This window comes from Caballeronia zhejiangensis (assembly GCF_022879815.1).
GTDB lineage: Bacteria > Pseudomonadota > Gammaproteobacteria > Burkholderiales > Burkholderiaceae > Caballeronia > Caballeronia zhejiangensis.
Window position 1 is genome coordinate 692,607 of sequence record NZ_CP084286.1, and the last position, 24,792, is coordinate 717,398.

Annotated in this window: 17 protein-coding genes; 7 read left to right on the plus strand and 10 right to left on the minus strand. The window is 67.3% G+C overall.

Translation table 11 applies throughout. The annotated features are described in order from the left end of the window. Window positions 1-3: 3 nt before the first annotated feature. Together tssK and tssJ are read right to left on the minus strand one after the other, a co-directional pair. Window positions 4-1,344, minus strand: a complete 1,341-nt coding sequence (gene tssK / locus LDZ23_RS29305) for a type VI secretion system baseplate subunit TssK (protein ID WP_008346440.1) — start codon at window positions 1,342-1,344, stop codon at window positions 4-6. Window positions 1,345-1,419: 75 nt separating this feature from the next. Then, entirely contained in the window at window positions 1,420-1,920 is a 501-nt protein-coding gene (tssJ, locus tag LDZ23_RS29310; protein WP_008346442.1) for a type VI secretion system lipoprotein TssJ, read from the minus strand. Between the two features lie 162 nt (window positions 1,921-2,082). Here tssJ and LDZ23_RS29315 point away from each other — a divergent pair, with 162 nt between their 5' ends. The 6 genes from LDZ23_RS29315 (at window position 2,083) to tssC (ending at window position 14,534) form a co-directional block, all read left to right on the plus strand. Next, a complete protein-coding gene (locus LDZ23_RS29315) occupies window positions 2,083-4,215 on the plus strand; it encodes a CHAT domain-containing protein (RefSeq protein WP_008346444.1) in 2,133 nt (710 codons plus the stop codon). 35 nt (window positions 4,216-4,250) lie between these two features. Beyond that, the gene (locus tag LDZ23_RS29320; RefSeq protein WP_008346446.1) at window positions 4,251-5,984 is read left to right on the plus strand and encodes a ShlB/FhaC/HecB family hemolysin secretion/activation protein; all 1,734 of its coding nucleotides are present in this window, start codon (window positions 4,251-4,253) and stop codon (window positions 5,982-5,984) included. Between the two features lie 28 nt (window positions 5,985-6,012). Beyond that, window positions 6,013-11,361 carry a beta strand repeat-containing protein gene (locus LDZ23_RS29325; protein WP_081987198.1) on the plus strand — a complete coding sequence of 1,783 codons (5,349 nt, stop codon included), beginning with the start codon at window positions 6,013-6,015 and terminating at the stop codon, window positions 11,359-11,361. Window positions 11,362-11,370: 9 nt separating this feature from the next. Beyond that, a complete protein-coding gene (tssA, locus tag LDZ23_RS29330) occupies window positions 11,371-12,393 on the plus strand; it encodes a type VI secretion system protein TssA (RefSeq protein ID WP_008346449.1) in 1,023 nt (340 codons plus the stop codon). Window positions 12,394-12,478: 85 nt separating this feature from the next. Beyond that, on the plus strand, window positions 12,479-12,988 hold the full coding sequence (gene tssB, locus LDZ23_RS29335) for a type VI secretion system contractile sheath small subunit (RefSeq protein ID WP_008346450.1): 510 nt from the start codon (window positions 12,479-12,481) through the stop codon (window positions 12,986-12,988). A gap of 28 nt (window positions 12,989-13,016) precedes the next feature. Continuing rightward, window positions 13,017-14,534, plus strand: coding sequence for a type VI secretion system contractile sheath large subunit (gene tssC, locus LDZ23_RS29340; protein ID WP_008346451.1), 1,518 nt, complete (start codon window positions 13,017-13,019; stop codon window positions 14,532-14,534). Between the two features lie 31 nt (window positions 14,535-14,565). Here tssC and LDZ23_RS29345 read toward each other — a convergent pair whose 3' ends face one another. The 7 genes from LDZ23_RS29345 to LDZ23_RS29375 form a co-directional block, all read right to left on the minus strand. Then, window positions 14,566-15,351, minus strand: coding sequence for a PP2C family protein-serine/threonine phosphatase (locus LDZ23_RS29345; protein ID WP_008346453.1), 786 nt, complete (start codon window positions 15,349-15,351; stop codon window positions 14,566-14,568). A gap of 13 nt (window positions 15,352-15,364) precedes the next feature. Next, a complete protein-coding gene (gene tagH / locus LDZ23_RS29350; RefSeq protein WP_008346455.1) occupies window positions 15,365-16,699 on the minus strand; it encodes a type VI secretion system-associated FHA domain protein TagH in 1,335 nt (444 codons plus the stop codon). Between the two features lie 3 nt (window positions 16,700-16,702). Beyond that, the gene (gene tssH, locus LDZ23_RS29355; protein ID WP_008346457.1) at window positions 16,703-19,330 is read right to left on the minus strand and encodes a type VI secretion system ATPase TssH; all 2,628 of its coding nucleotides are present in this window, start codon (window positions 19,328-19,330) and stop codon (window positions 16,703-16,705) included. A gap of 95 nt (window positions 19,331-19,425) precedes the next feature. Beyond that, a complete protein-coding gene (gene tssG, locus LDZ23_RS29360; protein WP_008346458.1) occupies window positions 19,426-20,508 on the minus strand; it encodes a type VI secretion system baseplate subunit TssG in 1,083 nt (360 codons plus the stop codon). Further along, window positions 20,484-22,370, minus strand: coding sequence for a type VI secretion system baseplate subunit TssF (gene tssF / locus LDZ23_RS29365; RefSeq protein ID WP_244808287.1), 1,887 nt, complete (start codon window positions 22,368-22,370; stop codon window positions 20,484-20,486). The genes tssG and tssF overlap by 25 nt, the downstream gene beginning before the upstream one ends. A 17-nt stretch (window positions 22,371-22,387) precedes the next feature. Then, window positions 22,388-22,894 (minus strand): type VI secretion system baseplate subunit TssE, encoded by a 507-nt coding sequence (gene tssE / locus LDZ23_RS29370; RefSeq protein ID WP_008346462.1) that lies wholly within the window; start codon window positions 22,892-22,894, stop codon window positions 22,388-22,390. Window positions 22,895-22,910: 16 nt separating this feature from the next. Then, a complete protein-coding gene (locus tag LDZ23_RS29375) occupies window positions 22,911-23,501 on the minus strand; it encodes a type VI secretion system tube protein Hcp (protein WP_008346463.1) in 591 nt (196 codons plus the stop codon). A 144-nt stretch (window positions 23,502-23,645) separates the two neighbouring features. Between LDZ23_RS29375 and LDZ23_RS29380 the strand changes: the two genes are divergently transcribed. After that, window positions 23,646-24,128, plus strand: coding sequence for an Hcp family type VI secretion system effector (locus LDZ23_RS29380; protein WP_008346465.1), 483 nt, complete (start codon window positions 23,646-23,648; stop codon window positions 24,126-24,128). Between the two features lie 4 nt (window positions 24,129-24,132). Here LDZ23_RS29380 and LDZ23_RS29385 read toward each other — a convergent pair whose 3' ends face one another. Further along, a complete protein-coding gene (locus LDZ23_RS29385) occupies window positions 24,133-24,741 on the minus strand; it encodes a chemotaxis protein CheB (protein ID WP_008346467.1) in 609 nt (202 codons plus the stop codon). Window positions 24,742-24,792: the final 51 nt, after the last annotated feature.

Consider the following 24,792-nt stretch of genomic DNA (forward strand, 5'->3'; position numbering starts at 1 on the left):
CGCTCAATGACGGATCGCCCAGAATTCGAGTTCGAGCGCCGGAAACTCGCCAGCGATGTACATCGCCAGATTGCCGGTCTGCTCCAGCTCCTTCCACAGCTCGCCGCCGCGATCCAGCTCGAAATACGAAAAGCCCGCGTGAAACGGAATCTGCCGCGGCGCGACCGGCATCGCGCGCAGGCCGATGCCCGGCAGCGCGAGATTGACGAGATCGCGCAGCTTTTCAGCGGGCGCGATCTTCACCTGCGTCGGAAAGCGCGTGCGCAGCGCTTCGCCCGGCATTTGCGCGTTCGCGGCGAGCACGAAGCCGGCGCTCTTCACGAGCTCCAGATCGTTGATGAGCGCGACGCGCACGCCGGGCTTGCGGCTTTGCAGCTCGATCGCGACGGCGTCGGGTTCGCGCACGATGCCGATCAGTTGCCGCACGTCGCGCATGAGCGGCTCGAACGACGTCGCGACATCGTCATGGCGATACGGCGGATACGCGAGCACGCGGCGGCGCTCGTCGAACGCGGCGAGATCGCCGGCGAGCGCGAGCGTCGTCTGGTACAGGCGTTCGGGATGCAGCAGCGGCACCTGCAACAGATGCGCGTACTGCGGCTCGAAGCGATTGAGCGTTTGCAGCAGCAGAAAATCGGCGATCTCCGCGACGCCGCCGCGCCCCGGATTCGCGAGGCGGCTCGCCAGGCGGTCCGCATGTTGATGCACGAGGCCGGCGAGTTCCTGCGCATAGCCGAAGAGACGCGGGTCGGCGTGCGCGTGGAGCATCGGCGGGATGTAGCCGGGATCGAGCACGACGCGGTTGTCGGCGCGCCGTTCCAGCACGCGCGCAAGCCCGATGGTCGCGAAGGCGTCGGTCGCGTCGCGCGCGAGCATGAGCCGCACGTTCGGCGCGCCGACGCGAATCTGCGCGACGCGGTCCGTGCTCGTCGTTATATCGGCGACGGAAGTATCCGTCGTGCGAAAGCGCAATCCGTCGATGCGGCCATCGGCAGCGCCATCGGCGTCGAATTCCTTTGCGCCCGCGCGCGCGAGCGGCAGCGCAAGCAACACGAGCTCGTCGCGCGTGCCGGCGGGAATGTCGAGCGGCGGCGGCGCGGGGAAGTCGTCGGGAAAGGAGAACGCGGTGCCGTCGGGCAGCACGCCGAACGCCGACGCAAGCGCGATCTTGCCGAGCCCGAGCGCGATTTCGTCGAGCATCACGGCGGCCCAGCCCCACGACCACGCCTCGGTCGCGCGCGCGTGCGAGCGCACGAGATGCTCGATGAAGCGGTCGTGCTGCTGGAAGTGCTGGGGTTCGAGGAACAGGCCCTCGGACCAGATCATGCGTTGGTGCCAGGTCATGGTGCCTCGTATGGGCTTGGGCTCGATGCTGAAAGAACGATTCAGCGCGGCGGATTTGCAAACCGGCGCGCGCTGTCACTTCTTCTTGCCCGATGGCGGCGGCGCGGGCTGCGCGGCGATCGATACGTCGGCGGCGTCGATACGCACGTTCATCAGCGTCGTCTGGTTCGGCGGCACCGGCGCGCTCGCCCGCCAGCGCGATCGCTCGATGTCGCGATACGCCGCCACGACCGCGACGAACTTCGTGCCGGGCTGCACCGTCTGCTCGACGCTGCGGCTGTCGCCGGGCCGCAGCACGTATTCGTTCTTCGCGTTGAGATCGCCGCCGAGCGTCGCCTGCTCTTTGCCGTAGAGCGTGAAGAAGTCGGCGCTGTCGAAGGCGGCCGTCGTCTTCAGCTCGTACACGCGCACGACGACCGGCGACGGGCGGCCCGCGTGATCGGGATTCGCGCCATCCAGCGCGCTCACGCTGATACGCACGACCGTCGGCGCGGGCGGCGGCGGCGGCGACTTGCAGGCGCTCGCCGCGAGCGCGCAAAAGAGCAGTGCGCAAAGACGCGGACGCGGGTTCTCCATCATCGGATCGTGTGACTTCGCAAGTGGCTTCGGACACCACAACAGACGAACGAAAACGCCGCGCTTTTCAAATCGCTCGCGGTGTTTCGTCTAGTGAGGGCACCGCGCTGGCGCTTCGCCGGTAGCGCCAGTGCGAAGCGGCGGTCATCGAGGAGGGCGTTCGTGAAACCGATCGGGCGGACATGCGCGGGGCTCGCGCTCTTTGCAATGCTTAACGTCTGCGCGCAGACGGCGCAGAAGGCGCATGCGGCCACGGCGGATCAGGCGCTCACGCCGGCCGCGCGTCAGGCCGAAGCCCGCGTGCGCGACGCGGAAACCATCGCGACGCTGTCGCAGGAAGGGCGGCTCCTGCTCGCGCGGGATCAGGTGAAGCTCGACGGCTACGCGTATTGCAGCATGTCGGTGGCGGCGGCCGAGCGCGGCGATTTCCGCGAGAGCATCGAGGCGGCGTCGCGGGCGCTCGTCGTCGCGCGGGAGACGGACAACGCCCATCTCGCCGCGCTGTCGCGGCGCGATCTCGCCATCGCGTACAGCTATGCGGGCGATCTCGACGATGCCGAACGCTACGCGAAGGAAGCCATCGCGGCGGGCGGGAAGAATCCGGAGCAGGTGCTCGCGCCCGCGCACAAGATCCTCGGCGATATCGCGGCGCGGCGCGGCGATCCGTCGGCGGCGCTCGGGGAATATCGCGCGGCGCTCGCGACGGCGTCGGCGCGCTATCGGCCGATGGTGCTCCTCTCGATCACCAACGCGCAGATCGCGACCGGCGACGCGGCCGGCGCGCGCGCCACGTTCGGAGAAACGTCCGGCGTGAAGGACACGTTGCTTGCGCCGTTGCGCAGGCGCATCGAAGGCAATCTGCTGCTCGCGGAGCACAAGCCGCAGGCGGCGCTCGAAGCGTTTTCCGCAAGCGCCACAAAAGGCGGCTCGGACGCGAGCTACGACAACCTGTGGGCGCACGAGGGCATGGGCCGCGCGTATCTCGCGCTCGGCGACCGCGGCAAGGCGCGCGAAGCCTGGCTCGCCGCGCTCGACGATTCGGAAACGATCCGCGCGCGCTTTCGCAGCGACGAGTTCAAGACCGGCCTGTTCTCCGATACGCAGACGGTCTTCGAGGAAACGATCGCGCTCGTCGTCGAGGACGGCGACTACAAGCAGGCGTGGGCGCTTTCCGAGAGAAGCCGCAGTCGCGCGCTGCTCGATGTCGTGCGCAACCGGCTCGCGACGAACGTCGATGAAACGCAACTGAACGGCCGCGCGCTCTCGCTCGACGACGTGACGAGCGCGCTGAATCCCGGCGAGGCGATCGTCGAATATCACGGCCTGCCCGACAAGCTGATCGCGTGGGTCGTGCGCCGCGACGGCATTCAGGGCTTCACGCTGCCGGTTCCGCGAAAGGATATGACGCTCGCCGTCGGCGATTTCCGCACGTCGATCATCCGCGGACGTCCGCAGGCGCTGACCTACGGCGCGAAGCTCGATGCGCTCCTGATCCAGCCGCTCGGCTTGCGGCCGAACGAACGGATCGTCATCGTGCCGAACGGCTCGCTGCATTACATGCCGTTTCAGGCGCTGAGGAACGCGCAAGGGTTTCTGATCCAGCGGCATGCGCTTGCGCTCGCGCCATCGGCGAGCATCGCGGTGCAGCTCGTGCGGCGGCAGCAGCGCATCGCGAGCAATCTCGTCGCGTTCGGCAATCCGCGCATCTCGCCGGAATTCGATCTGCCCGGCGCGGAAGCCGAAGTCCGCGCGATCGGACCGCTCTTCGCGCAGCGCGAGACCTTTCTGCAAGGCGACGTCACGCGCAAGACCTTCAGCGACAACGCGCCCGAGGGCCGCATCGTGCATGTGGCGACGCATGCGCAGGCCGACACCATCGATCCGCTGCATTCGCGCGTGCTGCTCGCGCCCGCGAAACAGCCCGCCGACGGCCCCGACCCGATGCTCGCGCAGGACATCTACAACCTGAAGTTCGATTCGGTCGCGCTCGTCACGTTGTCGGCGTGCGAGACGGCGCTCGGGCGCATCGAGCGCGGCGACGAAATCATGGGCTTCACGCGGGCGTTCTTCTATGCGGGCGCGTCGGCATTGCTCGTGTCGATGTGGCCCGTTTCGGACGAATCGACCGCGCTCACCATGCGCACGTTCTACGGCGCGCTCACGAAGGGCGAGGAAGCCATCGACGCGATGCGCGACGCGCAGCTAGCCGTGCTCGCCGACGGCAAGTTCGCTCATCCGTTCTACTGGGCGCCTTTCGATCTGATGGGCAACTGGCGGCTCTCGGTCGCGCGCTGAAAGACGTTTTCCGATCACCGGTGAGGATTGCAGAAGTGAACCAAGCTACGAAATCCCCATGCTTTTCCTCACGTTCGAAAGCGCGTGCGGCGGGCGTCGGCATCGTCTGTGCAAGCGCGTTCTCCGCGTGGGCGCAGCAGGTGCCGATGCCGGGCACGGCGCAAGTGCCGAGCGCGGGCACGCTGCTCAACGAGCAGCCGCGTCCGTCGACGTCCGCGCCGCCGCCGGGCGGTTCGAGCGCGCTGCCCGCGCCGCCGGCCGCCGCGCCGGAAGTGCCGGACGGCAAGAAGTTCACGCTGAAGAGCATTCGTTTCGCGGGCAACGAAACGCTGCCCTCGGACACGCTGCTCGCGCTCGTTTCCGACAGGATCGGCCAGGAAGTGTCGATCAACGATCTGAACGCCATGAGCACGAAGGTCGCGCAGGCGTATCGCGAGCGCGGCTATCCGCTCGCGCAGGTCGTGATTCCGCCGCAGGACGTGACGAACGGCGACGTCACGTTCACCGTGCTCGAAGGCAAGATCGGCCGCGTGCGGCTGACGATGGCGCCCGGCGCGCCCGTCAAGGAATCGATGGTGCGCGCGCGGCTCGCCGCGATTGAGCCCGGCAAGCCGCTGCGGCAAAACGAACTCGAACGCACGATGCTCCTGCTGTCGGACCTGCCCGGCATTCGCGTGAGCTCGGCGCTGGAAACGGGCAGCGCGCCCGGCACCGTCGATCTGAACGTGACGGTCGAGCCGACGCGCCGCTGGAACTTCGCGGTTTCCGTCGACGACTACGGCGCGGCGCCCGCCGGGCGCTGGCGGCTCGGCGCGGTGGGACGGCTCGCGTCGCCGTTCGGCATCGGCGACAACCTGGACATCAACCTGCTCGCGGCCGAGCGCGCCGATACCGTCTACGGACGCATCGGCTACGACGCGCCCGTCGATGCGAGCGGCACGCGCGTCGGCATCGCGTATTCGCATCTGTATTACTACCTCGGCGAGCAGTTCTCCTCGCTGAACGCGCATGGCGATGCGGATGTCGTCACCGCGTCGGTGTCGCATCCGCTGATCCGCTCGCGCAGCCAGAACCTGCTGTTGCGCGGCGCGCTCGAATACCGCTCGCTCACCGACAAGATCGACAGCGTCAACTTCGACAATCCGCAGAAGCTGTATGTGGCGAGCGTCGGGCTGTCGTACGAGAGCCGCGACAGCTTTCTCGGCGGCGGCTTCAACAGCGCGGACGTGCAACTGGCGTTCGCGCATCTGAACATCGATTCGGCGCTCGCCGAGGCCATCGATCAGGGACCGTTCGGGCGCAACACGCAAGGCAACAGCGTGCGCCTCACGATGCAGGCCAATCGCCTGAACGCGATCACGCGCAATACGAGCTTTTTCATCGGCGTGTCGGGGCAATGGGCGAACCAGAACCTCGACAGCTCGTCGCGCATCACGCTCGGCGGGCCCCGTGCGGTGCGCGCGTATTCGCCGTCGGAATCCGTCGTCGATGAAGGGCTGATCGCCACGGCCCAGCTTCGCTATGCGGTGATTCCGTCGCTGACGCTGTCGACGTTTTTCGATATCGGCGTGGGCCGCTACAACGCGCGCTCGATTCCCGGACAGGGCGCGAACACCGTGACGCGCAGCGGCGTGGGTCTCGGCGCGTTCTGGAGCGGGCCGTACGGCATCACCGTGGATGCGAGCGTAGCCTGGCGCACGACCCGCGCCGACACCACCGGCGACGACAAGGTGCCGCGCGTCTACGTGCAGGTATCCAAATCGTTCTAGCGCGGAAACAGGAAACGAGGAGTTCGACATGAGCGACATCACCTGCCTACGGACCCGCAGGCATCGCCGGGAATGGGAGCGCGCGATCAGGCGTTTCGCCAGACGCGCCGCCCGTCACATGGGCGCCGATCTGAGGGTATCCGCGCTGTTGCCGCTCCTCGTGGTCGTCGCGGCGCCGGGCGCGTTCGCGTTGCCGGTCGGCGAGCAGGTTCAGGCGGGCAGCGTGACGGTCAACCGGCCAAACGCGACGTCGATGACGATCACGCAAGGCTCGCAGAAGGGCATCGTGAACTGGAACGGGTTTTCGATCGCGGGCAACGAGCGCGTCGATATTTCGCAGCCGTCGGCGCAGGCGGTGCTGCTCAATCGCGTCGTCGGCAATGAAGTCAGCCGCATCGCGGGGCAGCTCAACGCGAACGGGCAAGTGTTTCTCGTGAATCCGGCGGGCGTCGTGTTCGCGCGCGGGGCATCGGTGAATGTGGGATCGCTCGTCGCATCGACGCTCGGCATTTCGAACGACGCGTTTCTCGCGGGCAAATATCACTTCGCGCAGGGCGGCGCGGCGGCCGGCAAGGTGTCGAACCAAGGATCGATCACGGCCGCGACCGGCGGCGCGGTCGCGTTGCTCGGCGCGCAGGTCGACAACAGCGGACTCGTCAGCGCGACGCTCGGCAAGATCGCGATCGGCGCGGGCAGCGACATCACGCTCGATTTCGCGGGCGACGGCCTCACGATGCTGAAGGTGAACGACAAGGTCGCGAACGCGCTCATCGGCAATTCGGGGACGCTGCAGGCGGACGGCGGACAGATCGTGATGTCGGCGCGCGCCGCCGACGACGCCGCGGCGAGCGTGCTCAACCAGACGGGCACGGTGCGCGCGAGGAGCGTCGAGTCGCGCAACGGGCGCATCGTGCTCGATGGCGGATCGGCGGGCGAGACGGATATCGGCGGCAGCGTCGATGTCAGCGCGCCCGATTCGGGCAAGGGCGGACAGATCGACGTGACCGGCTACCACGTCGCGGTGAGCGACGGTGCGCGTGTCGACGCGAGCGGCGCGGGCGGCGGCGGCCGCGTGCGTGTGGGCGGCGGCGCGGCGGGCAAGGCGCCGGACATCGTCAACGCCGATGCGCTCTGGATGAGCCCGAACGCGCACGTCATGGCCGATGCGCTCGTCGCGGGCGACGGCGGCAACATCGTCATGTTCGGGACGGAAGCGGCGCGCGTGTACGGCGAGCTTTCCGCGAAGGGCGGGCCGGGCGGCGGCAACGGCGGGCTCGTCGAGACGTCGGGCAAGTATCTGGCGACGGACGGTGCGCGGATTCACGTCGAGGCGCTGCGCGGGCACGGCGGGCAATGGCTGCTCGATCCGTCGAGCATCGAAATCGTCAATACGGCGCCGTCGAGCGTGAGCACGGGCACCACCGACAGCACGTCATGCTGCTCGCTTCAGGCGCTCAGCACGAGCCTGGGTCCGGCTCTTTCCACGACGACGAATCCGGTGACGTTCACGCCGGGCGCGGGCGACAGCTACGTGCTCGCGTCGGACATCACGTCGCAACTGAACCGGGGCGCGTCGGTGACGATCTCGACCAGCAAGGACGGCGGAGGCGAATACAACGGCGACATCACGATGCTGAAAGGGACGAGCATCACAAAGACCGCCGCCGACAACGAAGGCACGCTCACGCTGAGCGCCAACGGCTCCATCACCGTGCTCGGAACCATCGGCGGCGCGGCGGGCGACCAGCGGCCGGCGGGCAAGCTGAACGTCGTGCTCGACGCGAACACGGGCGCCTCGGGGCAAAGCAACATTCTGCTTTCCGGCGCGTCGATCAGCACGAATGGCGGTTATCTGGCCATCGGCGTGCCGCAAAGCGTTGCCGGGACGCCCGCGGCCGCGAAGCGCTTCGACGGCGCGGCGGTCGGCATCATCGACTCCAGGATCGACACGACCGTGCCGCAAGGCCCGACCGGTCTCGCGAGCGGCTCGGTGACGGTCAACGGGCAAGGCACGCTCAAGGTTCCGGACACGATTTTCGGGATCAGCGACACGGACGTGGGCCTAACGAAGAACCAGGCCTATGCGCCCGTCACCATCAGCAGTTCGAGCATCGCCACTTCGGTCAGCGACATTTCCGTGTCGGGGCAGGCCGGCGGCGACTTCGGGGCGCCGGCGGGCGTCGCCATCGGCGGGACATCGAGCCTGCGCACGTCGTCGGGCAACATCAGCATCACAGGCAGCGCGCCGACCACCAAGGAGCGCGTGCAGACGTTCACCGACATCTACGGCGTCGCGCTTCGTCCGGCATCGCTCAGTCCGTCGACGGCGCTATTGAGTACCACGACGGGCAACATTTCCATCACCGGTACGGGACCGGCGATGGATAGCGCGGTCAGCTCGGTGAGCGGCGGCGGCGTCCTGATCGCGCCGACGGCACGCCTCGACCAGAGCACCACGGTCATACGGACCGGGTCGGGAAACGTGAACATCATCGGCAACGGGATGTCGATCGGCACCGCGTTCGGCGGCGTGAGCGGCGCGGGCGTGATGTTGCGGCCGGAATTCCTCGGCTCGGGCGTCGGTCCGCTCGTGCATACCGGCTCGGGCAACGTCTCGATTTCGGCCTCCGCGACCACGATCGCGAACCTGAACGGGGGAACGCTGTCCGGCTCGGGCGTGAGCATCGCGGCGGACGGGGGCCAAGGCTTTCCCTTCAGCCCGTCCGTCGTTTCGGATGCCGGCGATATCTTCGTTACGGGCAACGGGGCGAGCGTCACGGGAACCGTGAGCGGCGGAACGGTCGGCGGCTCGGGCATCGCCATCGGCGGATCGTCGGTCGCGCTGAGCACAGGCGGCGCGGGCAGCATCACGCTCAACGGCAACGGGCCGAAGGTGCAGGCGCTCAACACCGGATCGGTGTCGGGTTCCGGCGTGAGCATGGTGGCGGCGTCCGTCTCCACGAACATCAACTCGATCAGCACGGCGAACGCACCGCTCGTGCAGACGCAGACGGGCCGCATTTCGATCGACGGCAAGGGGCCCGCCGTGCAGACCGTGGCCTCGCTTTCGACTTCGACCTCGGTGTCGACCGGCATCGGCAGCGTGACCGGCGACGGCGTGAGCCTGCTGCGGGCTTCGCTCAGCACGAGCGCTGGCGGGATCGTTCCGGTGATTTTGTCCGCGAGCGGCGACGTCGATGTTCACGGCACCGGGGCGGTCGTGCAGCGTTCGCCCGGGCGTGTCGGGGGCAACGGCGTGCGGATCATCGGCACGTCGCTCGGCACCGGCGGCGCGATGAGCATTACGGGAACGGGCGCGACGGCCGGCGGCGGCAGCGCCGCCGTCGCGGGCGCGGGTGTGTACGCGCAGAACGCGCGGATCTCATCGACCGGCGCGGACGTGTCGATCACCGGCACGTCGGCGAACGGCAAGCGGCGCTACGTTCCGGCGATCGAGGGCAGCGAAGAACCGGTTCATTTCGACGGCGTGCATCTCGAAGCATCGGATGTCGCGGCAAGCGGCGGCAGGCTGTCGATTCGCGGCACCGCGCCCGATGGCATCGCCGCCTACGGCGTGTTCGTGGCGGGCATGAGCCCGGCGCTCGGCTTGCACGCCGACGGCGCGGTCACGATCTACGGTCTGGGCAGCGGCGCGGACGGCGTGGCGCTGGCAGGCACGTCGTCGTCGAATCGCGGCGTCGTCGGCTCGGCGAACGGTTCGATGGATATTCGCGGCGGCACCAACGGCCAGCTCGACGCGAACGGCGCGCATGGCAAAGGCGTATCGCTCGCCGATGTGACGCTTCAGGCCAACGCGCCCGCGCAGACGGTGTCGGTCACGGCATCGACACCCGCCGACGCCGCCACCGCGCTGTATATGAACCGGGCGACGCTCTCGGCGGGCGACTACGGCACGATCGTCGTGCGGGCGTCGAACTCGGGCAAATACGGCTTCGTGTTCGACGATTCGGGCAGCACGTTCTCGTCGCGCTTCGGCACGGTCGTGTTCGTGCCCGGCAAGGTCGGCGCGGACTTCGACATCGTCGGCGACAACGCGCAGGCGATCAACGTGCTCGGCGCAAGCAGCGGCCTCAGCATCGGACCGTCGATGCTCGGCGCGATCGCGTCGAACATCGCGACGGTCGTCATCGGCTCGTCGACCCAGACCGGGAAGATCACGGTCAGCCTGCCGCAAGGCTTCGCGCACGACCTCACGCTGCAGAACACGGGCGCGGGCAGCCAGGGCATCGATCTGCCGTCGGGCGCCGCGATGCCGGACAGGACGCTCGCGCTCGATTCGTCCGGTCGCGTCACCGATCCGGGCGGCATAAAAGCGCAGACGCTTTTGCTCGCGGGCGGCGGCGACTTCGATCTCGCCGACGCGGGCAACGACGTCAAAGTGCTCGCGCTGTCGGGCGCGCATGACGTGCGGTTTGCGACGGCGGGCGGCTTCACGATCGGCACGGCGAGCGCCAATGGTTTCGACGGCGCGACGGGCAACCTCGCCAGAATCGGCGGATCGCAGCCGAACGTCACCGGCAACCTGACCGCGATTTCCGATGGCGGCGCGATCGCGATCGGAACACCCGGCACACCCGGCACGCCCGGCGCGCCGACGCACCTGAGCGCGGGCGGCAGCATCGACCTCGTGATGGAGCGCGGCGTCTTCGACAACGCGTCGGGCGGCACGATCGGCGCGGGCAACGCGTGGCGCATCTGGGCGGCGACGCGCAACGGCGAGAACCGCAACGGCGTCGATCCGGGCGGCGCGCTGCCGAACTTCTACGGCTGCGTCTACGGCGGATTCTGTAGCTGGAACAAGCAGCCGTCGCAGAGCGTCGTGCCGGCGGACGGCAACCACTTCGTCTACGCCGACCGGCCGACGGTCACCGTCACCATCGGCAGTCAAACGCGCGAGCAAGGCGGAGCGAACGGCGCGTTCGGTTTCGACGTCAGCGGTCTGCTGGCCGGCGATCGGCGCAGCACGTCCGTCGTCGCGGGGCGGCTCGGCTCGTCCGCGACGACGATATCGGCGGCGGGCGTGTATGGCATCGACGGCACGTTTTCGTCGCCGGTTGGCTACAACGTCGTCGTGGAGCCGGGCACGCTGACCGTCACGCCGATGCAGCTTCAGGGCGCCGTTTTCAACACCAGCGGACTTCAGCCGCTTTTCACGGCGCAGGAACAGACCTTCGTCTACGAGAGCAATCTGGGCGCGGTCAACATCTGCGTCGGCACGAACGAGCCGATCCTCGCGCTGCAACAGCCCGAAGGCGACGCCGACGCGCTCGCGGCGGAATGGAAGCGCGTGCGCTCGCGGCCGAATCTGAACAACTGTCTGGTCGTGAACGGACAGCACGGCTGCGGCGAGTTTTGAGGAGCCGCGATGATCGACATCGAACCGCTCCTCGCGCCGACAGAAACGACGCCGCCCGCAGGCATCGATCTGGAATACGACCCGGCGTTTCTCGAATTCGAAGCGCTCGCGCGCGGCATGCCGCAGCGTCAGTTCGACGTGCTCGTCGAGCCGCCGCCGTGGAACGACGTGCTGGAGCAGGGCGACGCGCTGCTCGCGCGCTCGAAGGATGTGCGCGTGGCGATTGCGTGGACGCGCGCGGCGGCGCATGTCCACGGACTCGCGGGCTTTCATGCGGGTTTGCGCCTGCTGACGGGCCTCGTCGAGCGCTATTGGGACGGCCTCTTCCCGCCGCTCGATCACGATGACGACAACGATGCCGTATTGCGCATCAACGCGCTTGCGCCGCTCGCCGATGCCTACACGCCGTTCGCGGAAGCCGAGACCTTGCTGCACGATCTGCGCGAATGCGAAGTGTGTCGCGTGCATGGCGAGCGGCTCGCCGTGCGCGACATTCTGGTGGCGCAGGGCAGGCTCGCGCCGGAGGAAGGCGCGAACGCCGCGACGCCGGCGCGCGTGGAAGGCATGCTCGCCGATGCCGTGGCGCAGGATGCCGAGCTTCTCGCGAATGGGCTCGATCTGCCGCGCGCCGTGCAGACGCTGTGCGCTTGCCTGACGGAGAAGCTCGGCGCGGAACGCGCGCCTTCGATGACCGCGCTGACGATCGCGACGCGTCACGTCGCCGCGCAGTTTCGCGCGTTCGCTTCGACGGACGCGCCCGAAGCATCCGCCGACATCACGAAGATGAAAGCAGCGCCGACGCTTCGTCGCGCGATTGCTCGCCCCGGCGAGATCGCGACGCGCGACGATGCGCTCGCCGCGCTCGACGCGGTGTGCGCGTTTCTCGAACGCACCGAGCCGACCAATCCCGCGCCGCTGTTGATCCGCCGCGCGCGCGGATTGATGGGCAAGGATTTTCTCGCGGTGATGCAGGATCTCGCGCCCGACAGCCTCGCGCAGATTCATCTGATCGCGGGGACGAGGCCGCAGTGAGCGCGGGTTCTCGAATCGAGTCTTCAATCCGGCCACAACTCGTTCGTTTTAATTGCGTGGCTCATGCCCACTCGAAGGAGACGTCATGGCAACCAGCAGTCAGAAATTCATCGGGCGCAATCGTGCGCCGCGCGTGCAGATCGAATACGACGTCGAAACTTATGGGAGCGAGAAGAAGATTCAGCTTCCGTTCGTGATGGGCGTGATGGCCGATCTCTCCGGCAAGCCCGCCGAAGCGCTGCCGCCCGTCGATCAGCGCAAGTTCCAGGAGATCGACATCGACAACTTCGACAGCCGCATGAAGGCGATGCATCCGCGCGTCGCGTTTCAGGTGCCGAACAAGCTGACGGGCGAGGGCAACATCAGCGTCGATATCACGTTCGAGAACATGGACGATTTTTCGCCCGCGGCCGTCGCGCGCAAGGTCGATGCGCTCGCGAAGTTGCTCGAAGCGCGCACGCAGCTCGCGAATCTCGTCATCTTCATGGACGGCAAGAACGGCGCGGAAGAACTGATCGCGCGCGTGCTCGACGATCCCGCGCTGCTCAAGACGCTCGCCACGGCTGCGCCATCCGCGGCTGCTGCAGCCGAATGAGACCCGAGAGCCTTGAAAGGAAACGACCATGTCCGACATTCCGCAATCCGCCGAACCGCAAGCCGAAGCGCCTTCCGCTTTGCAGGGCGCGCTGCTCGAAGGCGACGATCTCGCCGCGCTGCTCAACCGTGAGTTCCGTCCGAAGAGCGACGAAGCCAAGAGCGCCGTGCAGACGGCCGTGCAGACGCTCGCGCAGCAGGCGCTTTCGCAGACGAAGCTCGTTTCCGGCGATGCGATCCGCTCCATTCAGGCGATGATCGCCGAGATCGACGCGAAGCTCACCGAGCAGGTCAACGAAGTCATGCATCACGCGGACTTCCAGAAGCTCGAGGGTTCGTGGCGCGGGCTGCACTATCTCATCAACAACACCGAAACCGACGAGATGCTCAAGATTCGCGTGATGAACATCTCGAAGAAGGATCTAGGCAAGACGCTCAAGCGCTTCAAGGGCGTCGCGTGGGATCAGAGTCCGCTTTTCAAGCAGATTTACGAGCACGAGTACGGGCAGTTGGGCGGCGAGCCGTTCGGCGCGCTGATCGGCGATTACTACTTCAACCAGACGCCGCCCGATGTCGAGATGCTCGGCGAAGTGTCGAAGATCGCGGCATCGGCGCATGCGCCGTTCATCGCCGCCGCCGATCCGAGTCTCTTGCAGATGGACTCGTGGCAGGAGCTGGCCAATCCGCGCGATCTCACCAAGATATTCGGGACACCGGAATATGCGAGCTGGAGATCGCTGCGCGCATCCGAGGATTCGCGTTACATCGGTCTCGCGATGCCGCGTTTTCTGGCGCGCGTGCCGTACGGCGCGAAGACCGAACCGGTCGATGAATTCGACTTCGAGGAAGACACCGGTTCCGCGGATCACACGAAATACACGTGGGCGAATTCCGCTTATGCGATGGCGGTGAACATCAACCGGTCGTTCAAGTTGTATAGCTGGTGCTCGCGGATTCGCGGCGTGGAATCGGGCGGCGCGGTCGAAGGTTTGCCGGTGCACAGTTTTCCGACCGACGACGGCGGCGTCGATATGAAATGCCCGACCGAGATCGCCATTTCAGACCGGCGTGAGGCGGAACTGGCGAAGAACGGCTTCATGCCGCTGATTCATCGCAAGAACTCGGATTTCGCGGCGTTCATCGGCGCGCAGTCGCTGCAAAAGCCGTTCGAGTATGAAGATCCGGACGCGACCGCGAATGCCGCGCTTGCCGCGCGGTTGCCGTATCTCTTTGCTTGCAACCGCTTTGCGCATTATCTGAAGTGCATCGTGCGCGACAAGATCGGCACGTTCAAGGAACGCTCGGATATGGAGATCTGGCTCAACAAGTGGATCACGCAGTACGTCGATGGCGATCCGGCGAATTCGTCCGAGCACACGAAGGCGCAAAAGCCGCTCGCGGCCGCGGAGGTCAAAGTGCAGGAAGTGCCGGGCGCGCCGGGGTATTACACGTCGCAGTTCTTCTTGCGGCCGCATTATCAGTTGGAAGGGCTGACGGTGTCGCTCAGGCTGGTTTCGAGGTTGCCTTCGGCGAAGCAGGCGGCTTGATGCGTGGTTGGTTGGATGATGCCCGCGATGGTTACGTCGCGGGCATTTGCATCACCGTCACCTGCGAAGCATCCCCCACCCAAACCGCGCTGGCACTAAAGTTATCGTGCCCCGGCCGCGCGGCCTCACGCAGATGCGCCACCATCAGATCCAGCCACGCTTGAGGCGTCCGAGCGCGCCCGATCGCATCGATCATCACCGACTCGTCGAGATACTCCCAAAACCCATCGGTGCAAAGCAGAAAGGCGTCGCCCTCCGCGATGAGAAACGGCTCATCCGACGCCGCGATCGACAGATCATCCGCCGTTCCGAGCGCCGAAAACAGCACGTTACGGCGCGGATGCGTTCGCACGTCGCGGCTCTCCAGCAGATTCGCATCGATCATGCTCTGCACGAGACTGTGATCCTGCGTTTGCACAACCGTCGCGCCGCGCCGGAAGCAGTAAAGCCGCGTGTCGCCGCAATGCGCCCACGCCGCGATGCCCGTGCTTTCGTCGATGCCGAGCAGCACCGCCGTCGAACGCATCTGCGAAAGATCGCGGTCGTGCTCCTGCGCATCGATGATCGCGTCGTTCGCGCGCAGCAACACGCGCAACAGGTTCGGCCCGGTCAGCGCGACGCCCGCCGATGCCACGCGCGTCAATTCCGCGAGCACGGTATCGACCGCGATGCGCGATGCCGCATCGCCGCCGCCGTGACCGCCCGCGCCGTCCGCGACCACGCTCGCAAAGAGCGCCGCATGCCGCCACGTCGCCAGCGCGTCCTCGTTGCGCGACCGGCCGCCCACATCGCTCACGCTCGCGGTTTGCAATTGCATGTCGTGTCTCTCGTTACCGGCGTTGTTTAAGCTCGTCGATCTGCGCCTCGTAGGCGGCGACGAACGCCCGGCCGAACAGCGTATGGAAATCTTCGGTGGCTTCGCGCGAAAGCTGGCCGTACATCTCGATGAAAAGATCCCAGCAGCGCGCGCGGCGATTCAATCCTGGCAGCACGCCGTCGAGCAGCGAGCGCCCGGACAGCCGCGCCTCGATGCGCTGCGGCTCGAAGCGCTCGAACACGCCGTCGAGCGCCGCGCGCATCCCCGCGACCATGCCGACCTGATGCGCCCGCAGATCGGCGTACGCATCGTCGAGGGCGGCGGCGGGCGGCATGAAGCCGCGCATCTGCGGATTGAGCAGATGCATGAGCGCGGCCTCCACGTTCGGCGAAAACTTGAGCGGATTGTTGTCCGACGCTTCGATCATCGTCGCGCCCGTTCGCATCTCGCGCTTGAGCGCGGCGCGCGCGGCGAGCAGTTCGAGCGTGCCGCGCGCCGCTTCGCGCAGCAGCTCGCCGAGAAGCTGCATCAGCGCGGGCGTCAGCGCATCGATGCGCACGCCGTGCGTGTTCAGCCCGCGCAGGAAGGCATCGACGAGCGCGCGATCGTCGGCGAGCTCCGCTCTCGATGCAACCGCTGACGGCGTCGGCGCCGATCGCGGACGCGGCGGCGTGAACGCGCTGTGCAGTTCCGATCCGGCGTCCGGCCGCGTCGCGGGCGTCCCGGCGGGGCGCGCCGCGGCCGTCAGGCTGGCGAACGGATCGGCATCGTGCGCGGTGTTGGGCTGCGCAAGCGGTTCGACGAGCGGATCGGTGATCGACGCTCCGTCGGACGACGCGCCCGGCGCGAGGTCGAACAACTCGTCGATCGAGCGTTTGCCCGCCGGATCGTCGAAGCCGAAGTCGAAGTGTTCGGCAGCTTTCGGCTTCGGCGTGTGGAGGTTGGCGTCGAAATCGCCAGGCGCCGACGAACCCGCGTCGAACAATCCCGCGAACGGATCGTCCGATGGCGCGTTGGCCGTGACCGTATCGTCATCGACGCCGATATCCGCGCGCAGCTGATAGCCGCCGATCTGCACTTCGTCGCCGTGCGCGAGCGCGACTTCCTGGCCCGGATCGAGCGGCGCGCCGTTGACGAGCGCCGGATTGCTGCCGCGGTCGATCAGCAGAAAGCGCCCGTCGCGCCACTCGATCTGCACATGCAGACGCGAGACCGTGCGCTCGGCGTCATCGAGCACGAGCCGGTTCGTGACCGCACGCCCGACCGTGCCGCCGTCGGCATCGAAGGTCGCCCAGAGCGGCACGCGCGGCGGCTGTCCGTTGTGAAGCGTCACCGTGAGCGTGAGCATGGTTCACTCGAACGCGTAGACGAAGTCGCCCGCGCTCGCCGAGAGCCGGATGTGCGCCAGCGCGCCGCCTTCGGTGAGACGCGTCAGATATTCCGTCGAGATGCGCGGCAGGACGGTGTTCGTGAGCAGCGCGTCGATCACGCGGCCGCCCGATTCGGCTTCCGTGCAGCGCGAAACGATGAGCCGCACGGCGTCGTCGTCGTACTCGAACGGAATGCCGTGATTGTCCGCGACGCGCCGCCGGATGCGTTCGAGCTGAAGCCGCACGATGTCGGCCATCATCGCGTCGGAAAGCGGGTAGTAGGGCACCGTGACGAGCCGGCCGAGCAGCGCGGCGGGAAACACGTCGAGCAGCGGGCCGCGCAACGCGCGCGCGAGTTCCTCCGGCGCGATCGCGCGCGCGGGATCGCGGCACATCGACATGATGACTTCCGAGCCGACGTTCGACGTCAGCAGGATGATCGTGTTCTTGAAGTCGATGTAACGCCCTTCGCCGTCTTCCATCCAGCCCTTGTCGAAAACCTGGAAGAAGATTTCGTGGACGTCGGGATGCGCCTTCTCCACTTCGTCGAGCAGCACGACGCTGTACGGACGGCGGCGCACCGCTTCGGTCAGGATGCCGCCCTCGCCGTAACCCACATAGCCGGGCGGCGCGCCCTTCAGCGTCGAAACCGTATGCGCTTCCTGAAACTCGCTCATGTTGATGACGATGACGTTCTGCTCGCCGCCGTAGAGCGTTTCGGCGAGCGCGAGCGCCGTTTCCGTCTTGCCGACGCCCGACGTGCCCGCGAGCAGGAACACGCCGATCGGCTTGTCGGGATTGTCGAGCCGCGCGCGCGAAGTCTGGATGCGCTTCGCGATCATCTCGAGCGCGTGGCGCTGGCCGATCACGCGGCGATCGAGCGCATCGGCGAGATTGAGCACGGCGGCCAGCTCGTTCTTCAGCATTTTGCCGACCGGAATGCCGGTCCAATCGGCGACGACGCCCGCGATCACGCCCGCGTCGACGCTCGGCAAAATCAGCGGCGCATCGGCCTGCAATTCGGCGAGACGCGATTTGAGCGACGCGAGGCGCGCGAGCTGGTCATCGCGTGAAGCGGCGTCGGCGGCTTCGCGCAACGTCGCGCGCAACGCAAGCAGTTCGTCGACGACGCGCTTTTCCTCGTTCCAGCGCGCTTCGAGCCCGCCGAGCGCATCGCGTTCGCGTGCGAGCATCGCGGCGACATCGGCTGCGCGCGTGCCGACATCGACGCCCGCATTCGCCTCCCGCGCGACGATCTGCGCCTCGACTTCGAGCGCCTCGATACGGCGTTGGCAGTCGTCGACGAGCGGCGGCGTCGCGTGCTGGCTGACGGCGACGCGCGCACACGCCGTGTCGATGAGCGACACGGCCTTGTCGGGCAACTGCCGCGCCGGAATATAGCGATGCGACAGCCGCACGGCCGCCTCGATCGCCTCGTCGAGCAACTGCACGCGATGATGCCCTTCGAGCACCGCCGCGACGCCGCGCAGCATCCGCACGGCCTTGTCCTCGTCCGGCTCCCGAACCTGCACGACCTGAAAGCGCCGCGTGAGCGCGGGATCTTTCTCGATGTGCCGCTTGTATTCGGCCCACGTCGTGGCCCCGATCGTGCGCAGATCGCCGCGCGCGAGCGCCGGTTTCAGCAGATTGGCGGCATCGCCGGTGCCGGCCGCGCCGCCCGCGCCGACGAGCGTATGCACTTCGTCGATGAAGAGAATCACCGGCTTCGGACTCGCCTGCACATCCTCGACGACCTGACGCAGACGCTGCTCGAACTCGCCCTTCATGCTCGCGCCCGCCTGCAAAAGCCCGAGATCGAGCGACAGCAGCGCGACCTCGCGCAAGGGCGGCGGCACGTCACCGCGCGCGAGCCGCTGCGCGAAGCCTTCGACAACGGCGGTCTTTCCGACGCCCGCTTCGCCCGTCAGCAGCGGATTGTTCTGCCGCCGCCGCATGAGAATATCGACGAGCTGGCGAATCTCGTCGTCGCGGCCCGTAACGGGGTCGAGCTGGCCGCGGCGCGCCTTGTCGGTGAGATCGGTCGCGTATTTGCGCAGCGCTTCCTGCTGGCCCATGGCGGCGGGCGCGGCTTGCGCATCGGCCGCGTCCGGCTGCGGCTCGGCTTCGCTTTCCTCGACCGAATCCGCGACGATGCGCGCGAAATTGTCCGACAGGTCTTCCGGCTTGATGCGCTCGAATTGCCGCGATATGCCGACGAGCACGCTGCGCAGCCGCTGCGTCTTCAGCATGCCGACGAGCACATGCCCGGTCCGCACTTTGTTCGCGCCGAACAGCAGCGTGCCGTAGACCCAGCCGCGCTCGATCGCATCGCCGATGTGCTCGGAGATGTCGGAGATCGACGTCGCGCCGCGCGGCAGGCGATCGAGCGACGCCGTCAGCTCGCGCGCAAGGGCGGCGGCGTCCACGCCGTAATGCGCGACGATGCGCTGCCAGTCGGAGTTCGGCGTCTCCAGAATCTGCATGATCCAGTGCGCCAGCTCGACATACGGATTGCCGCGCATCTTGCAGTAGACCGTCGCGCTTTCGACGGTCTTGTAGCCGAGCCTGTCGAGCTTGCCGAACAGCGCGACACGACTGATTTCCGCCATCGCCGGACTCCTTTTTTTACGATGCGCGCGGATCGAAGGCGCGCCTCCATCCGATAAGACGGCGCAGCGGCGGCTTTTTTTCAACGTGTCCGCGTTCAGGCGAGATGCGCGTCGGCGTCGAGCGCGAGATCGGCGCAATCGGCGCGGCGCGCGGCGAGACCGAGCCACGCCGAATAGCCGAGCCGTCCGTAGCGGCCGAGCTGCGCGGTCGGCACGTCGTCGGCGGCGAGGACGAGTTGCGCGTCCCATGCAAGCTCGCCGTTCAGATGCCGGCGCACCACGGCGACGAGCGTCGGCAGCGCGGCGCCGCCCGGCAGCAGCGACTCGAACTGCGCGAGCGACAGCGGCCCGATCGCGAGGCGAAACGCGTGCTGCCGATCCCACACCGCGCGTCCCAGCACCGCGCCGCGTCCGAGTTGGGCGAAGCCCGCTGGATCGCCGGGACCGCGCATCGCCCGATGCCGCAACGCAGTGCGCTCGTCGCGTTGCAGCGTCATCCAGTGCCCGCGATACGGCTCCACGCGCACCGGCACGCGCAAGAGCGCGCTCGCGATCGCTTCGAGCGCGTCGGCGGGACGCGTCTGCATGTTGGCGAGGCCCGCGAAATGCAGCTTCGCGTGATCGGAGACGGCGTCGCGATTGCGGCTGGCTTCATCCGCGAGTCCGATCAGCGCGCCCGCATAGAAGGCGAAGCGGTCGTGGCCGGGACGATCCAGCCACGCTACCGGCCGTCCCTGCGCCCACGCGCGATAGAACAGCAGCAGGAATCGATGCAGCAGCGTATCGAGCAGGTGCGCGAAAGCCGTGTCGCCGCGATGCAGCGCGCGCTCGCGGGCGAAGTCCGTCAGATGCAGCGGCAGCGGGCCGTTCGGTCCGAGATAACCGAAGAAGCGCTGTTCGAGGCGCGGCGCGCGGGCGTTCTCATCGCGTGTGAGCGCGGCGAGCGGCGCGGGCGCGAACGAAAGCGATACGTCCTGCGCGAGACGCAGCGGCTCGTCGGCGGGACGCGCGCCGCAGCCGAGACGCGGCAAGTGCGGCGTCAGTGCCTCGACGTGCCGCATCAGGCGATAGAAATCGTGCCGATGCGGCTCGGCGGCGACTGCATCGAAGAGATCGACGAGTGCGCGCGCAGGCTCGGGCAGCGCCGCCGCGCTCAGAAGATCGCTCTCGTCCCGCATCGCGGTGCCAGGCGCAGGATTTCGCCGCGCGCGCTCGTGCGCAAAGCGGTCTGCACGAACGCGTTGATCGACACGTAGCGCGCGAAAAAGCGGTCCAGCACGCAGCCGAAGAGCCACGCGCTGCCGCCCTGAAAGGCGAGATCGTCGACGAGCACGTCGATCATGAGGCCGCGACCGAACGCGATCGGACCGGGCATCGGCAGACGGCGCACGACGCCGCGCGCATCCACGGCGGCGACGCCCGCGACCTGGCTTCGCCCCGCCTGATCGGCGTCCGCGACATGCAGCATCAACAGCGCGCGCAACGCGGCGGCGGCTTCGCGCGGCCCGTTCGACACCGACAGGTAATGCAGCGACAATTGATCGATGAGCCGCCAGCTCCGCGCCGCGTCGAGATTCGCGGGCGCGGGCCGCGACGGGCCGCTCACACAGCGCACGCGGCTCACGGGCGCGGCGATGTCGAGCGAGAAATCGTCGCCGGTGGCGCTGCGCGGCATCATCAAAGGCAGATCGCGATTGGTGCAGAGCGTCGCGAACGACAGTTGCCGCAGCGAGCCGCGATACGGCGCGGCGTTGGGGTCGACGATCGATACATACGTCTCGCTGCCCACGTATTCCGTGCGCGCGCCGCTCTTGCGCCGTCCGGCGGGCACGATGCGCGGCTCGCGCTCGGTCGTGAAGTACGCGGCCTCGCCGGGGCGGTCCGCGAGAAAGTCCGCGTAGAACGGATGGAATGTCTGCTCCGCATCGTCGTTCGCGCCGTAGCCCGAGACGGCAGTGACGGAATGCACTTCGAAGTCGAGCGGATGCGTGCGGTCCGGCACGACATGAAAGCGCGCGGCGGCTTCGGTCACGAGCGCGCGATCCGCGTGCTTCGCGAAGAGATTGATCGCGGGCACGCAATCGAGCAACACGTTGTCCTTGGTGACGATGCGTTCGAGCGACGCATCGCCGTTCGCGAGCAGAAACGTCAGTTCGATTTCGCGCGATGCGAACGACGGCAGCACATCGGCGAACCCGGCGAGGCGCGCGAATCGAAACCGCTCGGGCAGCGCGAAATACTCATGCAGCAGCCGATAACCCTGAAACGCGTTCGGCGTGACGGGCAGGAGCGCTTCGCGATCGCCGAAACCGGCGGGCGCGACGGCATCGGCAGGCAACGCGGCAAGCGCGCGGCTCGGGCGCTCGGGCGTCGATACGACGACGGCGAGCGTCCCCGACATCACGAGTTCGTACAGGCGATACGCGGTTTCGTCGCCGCCCGCGAAATGCAGGTTCAGCGCATCGAGACGCAATGCGTCGAAGGACAGGCCTTCGGGCGTCGCGAGGCGGATGCGCAGCGCGCCCTTCACGCGCGGCGCGAGCGTCTGCGTCGCGGGAATCGCGGCGAGCGGCAGGTCCTGCATCTGCGCGACATAGCGCGCGTCCGTCAGCTCGATCGGCCAGAGCGTGAGATCGGCGCCGGTGCGGAATTCGCACGGCGTCATGTGCGCGCTCGCGGCATGCCGGGCGATGAGCGCGGTGCCGCGCGGCACGGTGAAGCCATCGGCGAGATTCGGATTCGCGAGATCGGGCGCGAGACGGGCGATCAGCATCGAAGGCGTCGGGCAGGCGGCCTGCGGCAGCACGACATGCGCGAGTTGCTGCGTGAAGCGCGGAAACTCCTCTTCGATCTTCAGTTGCACGCGCGCCGCGAGAAACGCCGTGCCTTCGAGCAGACGCTCGACATAGGGATCGGCCACGTCGATGCCGCTCATGCCGAGGCGCGCGGCGATCTTCGGAAACTGCTGCGCGAACTCCGCGCCCATCTCCCGCAGATGCGCGAGCTCGGTGTTGTAGTGACGCAGAAGTCGCGGGTCCATGTGCGTGGTCGTCGTGGTCAGCGCGGGAGTTCCATCACCGTGATGCCGCCTTCTTCCAGATCGATCTGCGTGCGCAGCGCGAATTCCAGCGGCACGGGCTGCGCCCAGAGCAGGCCGCGAATCACGAGCGCGATCTGGTTGTGCATGTCGAGCACGGAACGGTCGAGCACCGGCTCGATTTCGAGCGTCGAGGGATCGATGCGCGGCTCGAAGCGCTCGATCGCCTGGCGAATCGCCTGTTCGAGCAATACCGTGTCGATGGTCGATGCGAATCGCCCCGAGAAACACGGCAAGCCGTAATTGAGCACCGATGCGAACGCGTGCGGAAAGTCGTCCTCGACGATCGCGCCGCCGAGATTCGTCGTGTTGAAGAGCCACGACACGTCGCGCAGCACGGCCGCGCGCAGCCCGCGATGCGACATGAAGCGCTCGCCGGGCGGATCGGCGCGCGTGGCGGGATCGTCGTCGATCAGGCGGTCGAGCAGCGTGGGCTGCAGACGGTCGGCGGCGCTGGGCTCGTTCATCGCGCGGTCCTTGCGCTCAACTCACGCGCCGCGTCGATACATCGAGCGCGAAGGTCACTTCCGCCCCGCGGCTGCCGGTCGCGGTCTGCGGCGCACAGGTCATCGTCAGTTGTTGCGCCGACAGTTCGAAGACCTCGCAGGGCCGCGCAAGGCGCACGCTCGTGTAGATCTGATAGTTGCGGATGTACGCCTGCTCCAGCTTCATCGACAGATATTCGATCTGCACGCCGTGGTCCGTGCCCGCCGCCTTGAAGCACTTCACATGCGCAACCGCGAGCAGTTCGGCCTGCGCGCACAGCTTCGCGAGGACGGGCGAGGCCGAGTCCACCGACTTGATGACGCAAAGCGCCGTGACGCGCATGTCGTTGGCATTGAGCGCGGCGGCGTGCGGCGCGGCGTCGTAGCCTTGCGCCCAGCGCCAGCCGTGGATCTGCATCGGCGTGTCCCAGTCGCCGCGCTTGGCCGCTTCGCCCTTGACCGGCGTGTTGCTGCGCTTGGGGACGACGTGCAGGAACATGTCGTCCGATTCCGTGAGCGCGAGCAGATCGAACTGGCGCAGGGCGTCGAGCGTGAGGTGGCTGTCGGGGCGCGTATCGCTGGGTTGCATCGTGCTCATCCGGTGGACGACGGTCTGAACACAAGACGGCGCACATCGCGCGATTTTGAAGTTCAAAAATGCGCGGTGCGTTTCGTTTTACCAGTGGATTGCACGCGCGGCGCGCAACGAAAGCCGATCACGACGGAGGATCACATGGCTACGACCGACTGTTATCTCAAGATCGATGGAATCGACGGCGAGTCGAAGCACAAGGGGGCGGAAGGGCAGATCGAAGTGCTGAGTTTCAACTGGGGCGTGACGAACGCGAGCAACCCGATGACGGGCAGCGGCAGCGGCATCGGCAAGGCGTGCCCCGGCGTGTTCCAGTTCGTGCATCAGTACGACAAGTCCGCGCCCACGCTCAAGAAGAACTGCGCGAGCGGCAAGCACATGGCGAACGCGAAACTCACCGTCAGCAAGGCGGGCGAAGGGCAGAAGGAATTTCTCACCGTCACGATGAAACAGGTCACGGTGACGAAGGTCTCGCTGATCTGCGTGCCGAATGGCCATCCGGAGCAGACGGTCGATCTGAGCTACGCGGACATCGAGTTCGAATACAAGCCGCAGGACGACAAGGGCGCGCTCGGCGGCGCCGTGAAGTTCGGCTGGGACGTGCGCAGCACCGAAGTGCGTTGATCCGTCAGGCGCTTCCCGCGCGGTCGGCCCGCGAGCGTGCTCGCTGACGCGCCAGCGGTCCGAGCAGATGGCTGATTTCGGCGACCGACAGAACCTGATCGGGGCTATCGAAATTCAGGGCGTTCATCGGCATTTGCGGCGCTTCGGCCTGCGCGGGATGTTGCACGATGCTCATTCCGCCCGCCGCCTTGATCGCCTGCAAGCCCCGCGTTCCGTCGCCCCCGCCGCCCGTCAGCACGACGCCCACGACGCGTCCGTGAAAGCACGCCGCCGCCGATTCGAAGAGCGGATCGGCCGCCGGGCGCACGTGATGGACCTTGGGACCGTCGTCGAGCGCGAGATGGCCGTCAGCCGATACCACGAGATGACGGCCCGGCGGCGCGAGATAAATGCGTCCGGGCTCGATGCTTTGTCCGTGACGCCCGTATTCCACGGTGAGCGACGTATGCCGCTGGATGCACTCGCCCAAAAGACGCGGCCCTGTCATTCCCGAATGGAGCACGATCAGAAGCGAGCCTTCATAGTCGGGATCGAGCGCACTCACGAGCCGGCATAGCGCCTTGAACCCGCCCTGCGAAGCTGCAACGACTGCAATGTCGCGTCGCACCGTCATGCTTGTCCTTGATTGTCTCTGAAGTTTTCTCCGTGGACCTAGCAAAGAAGA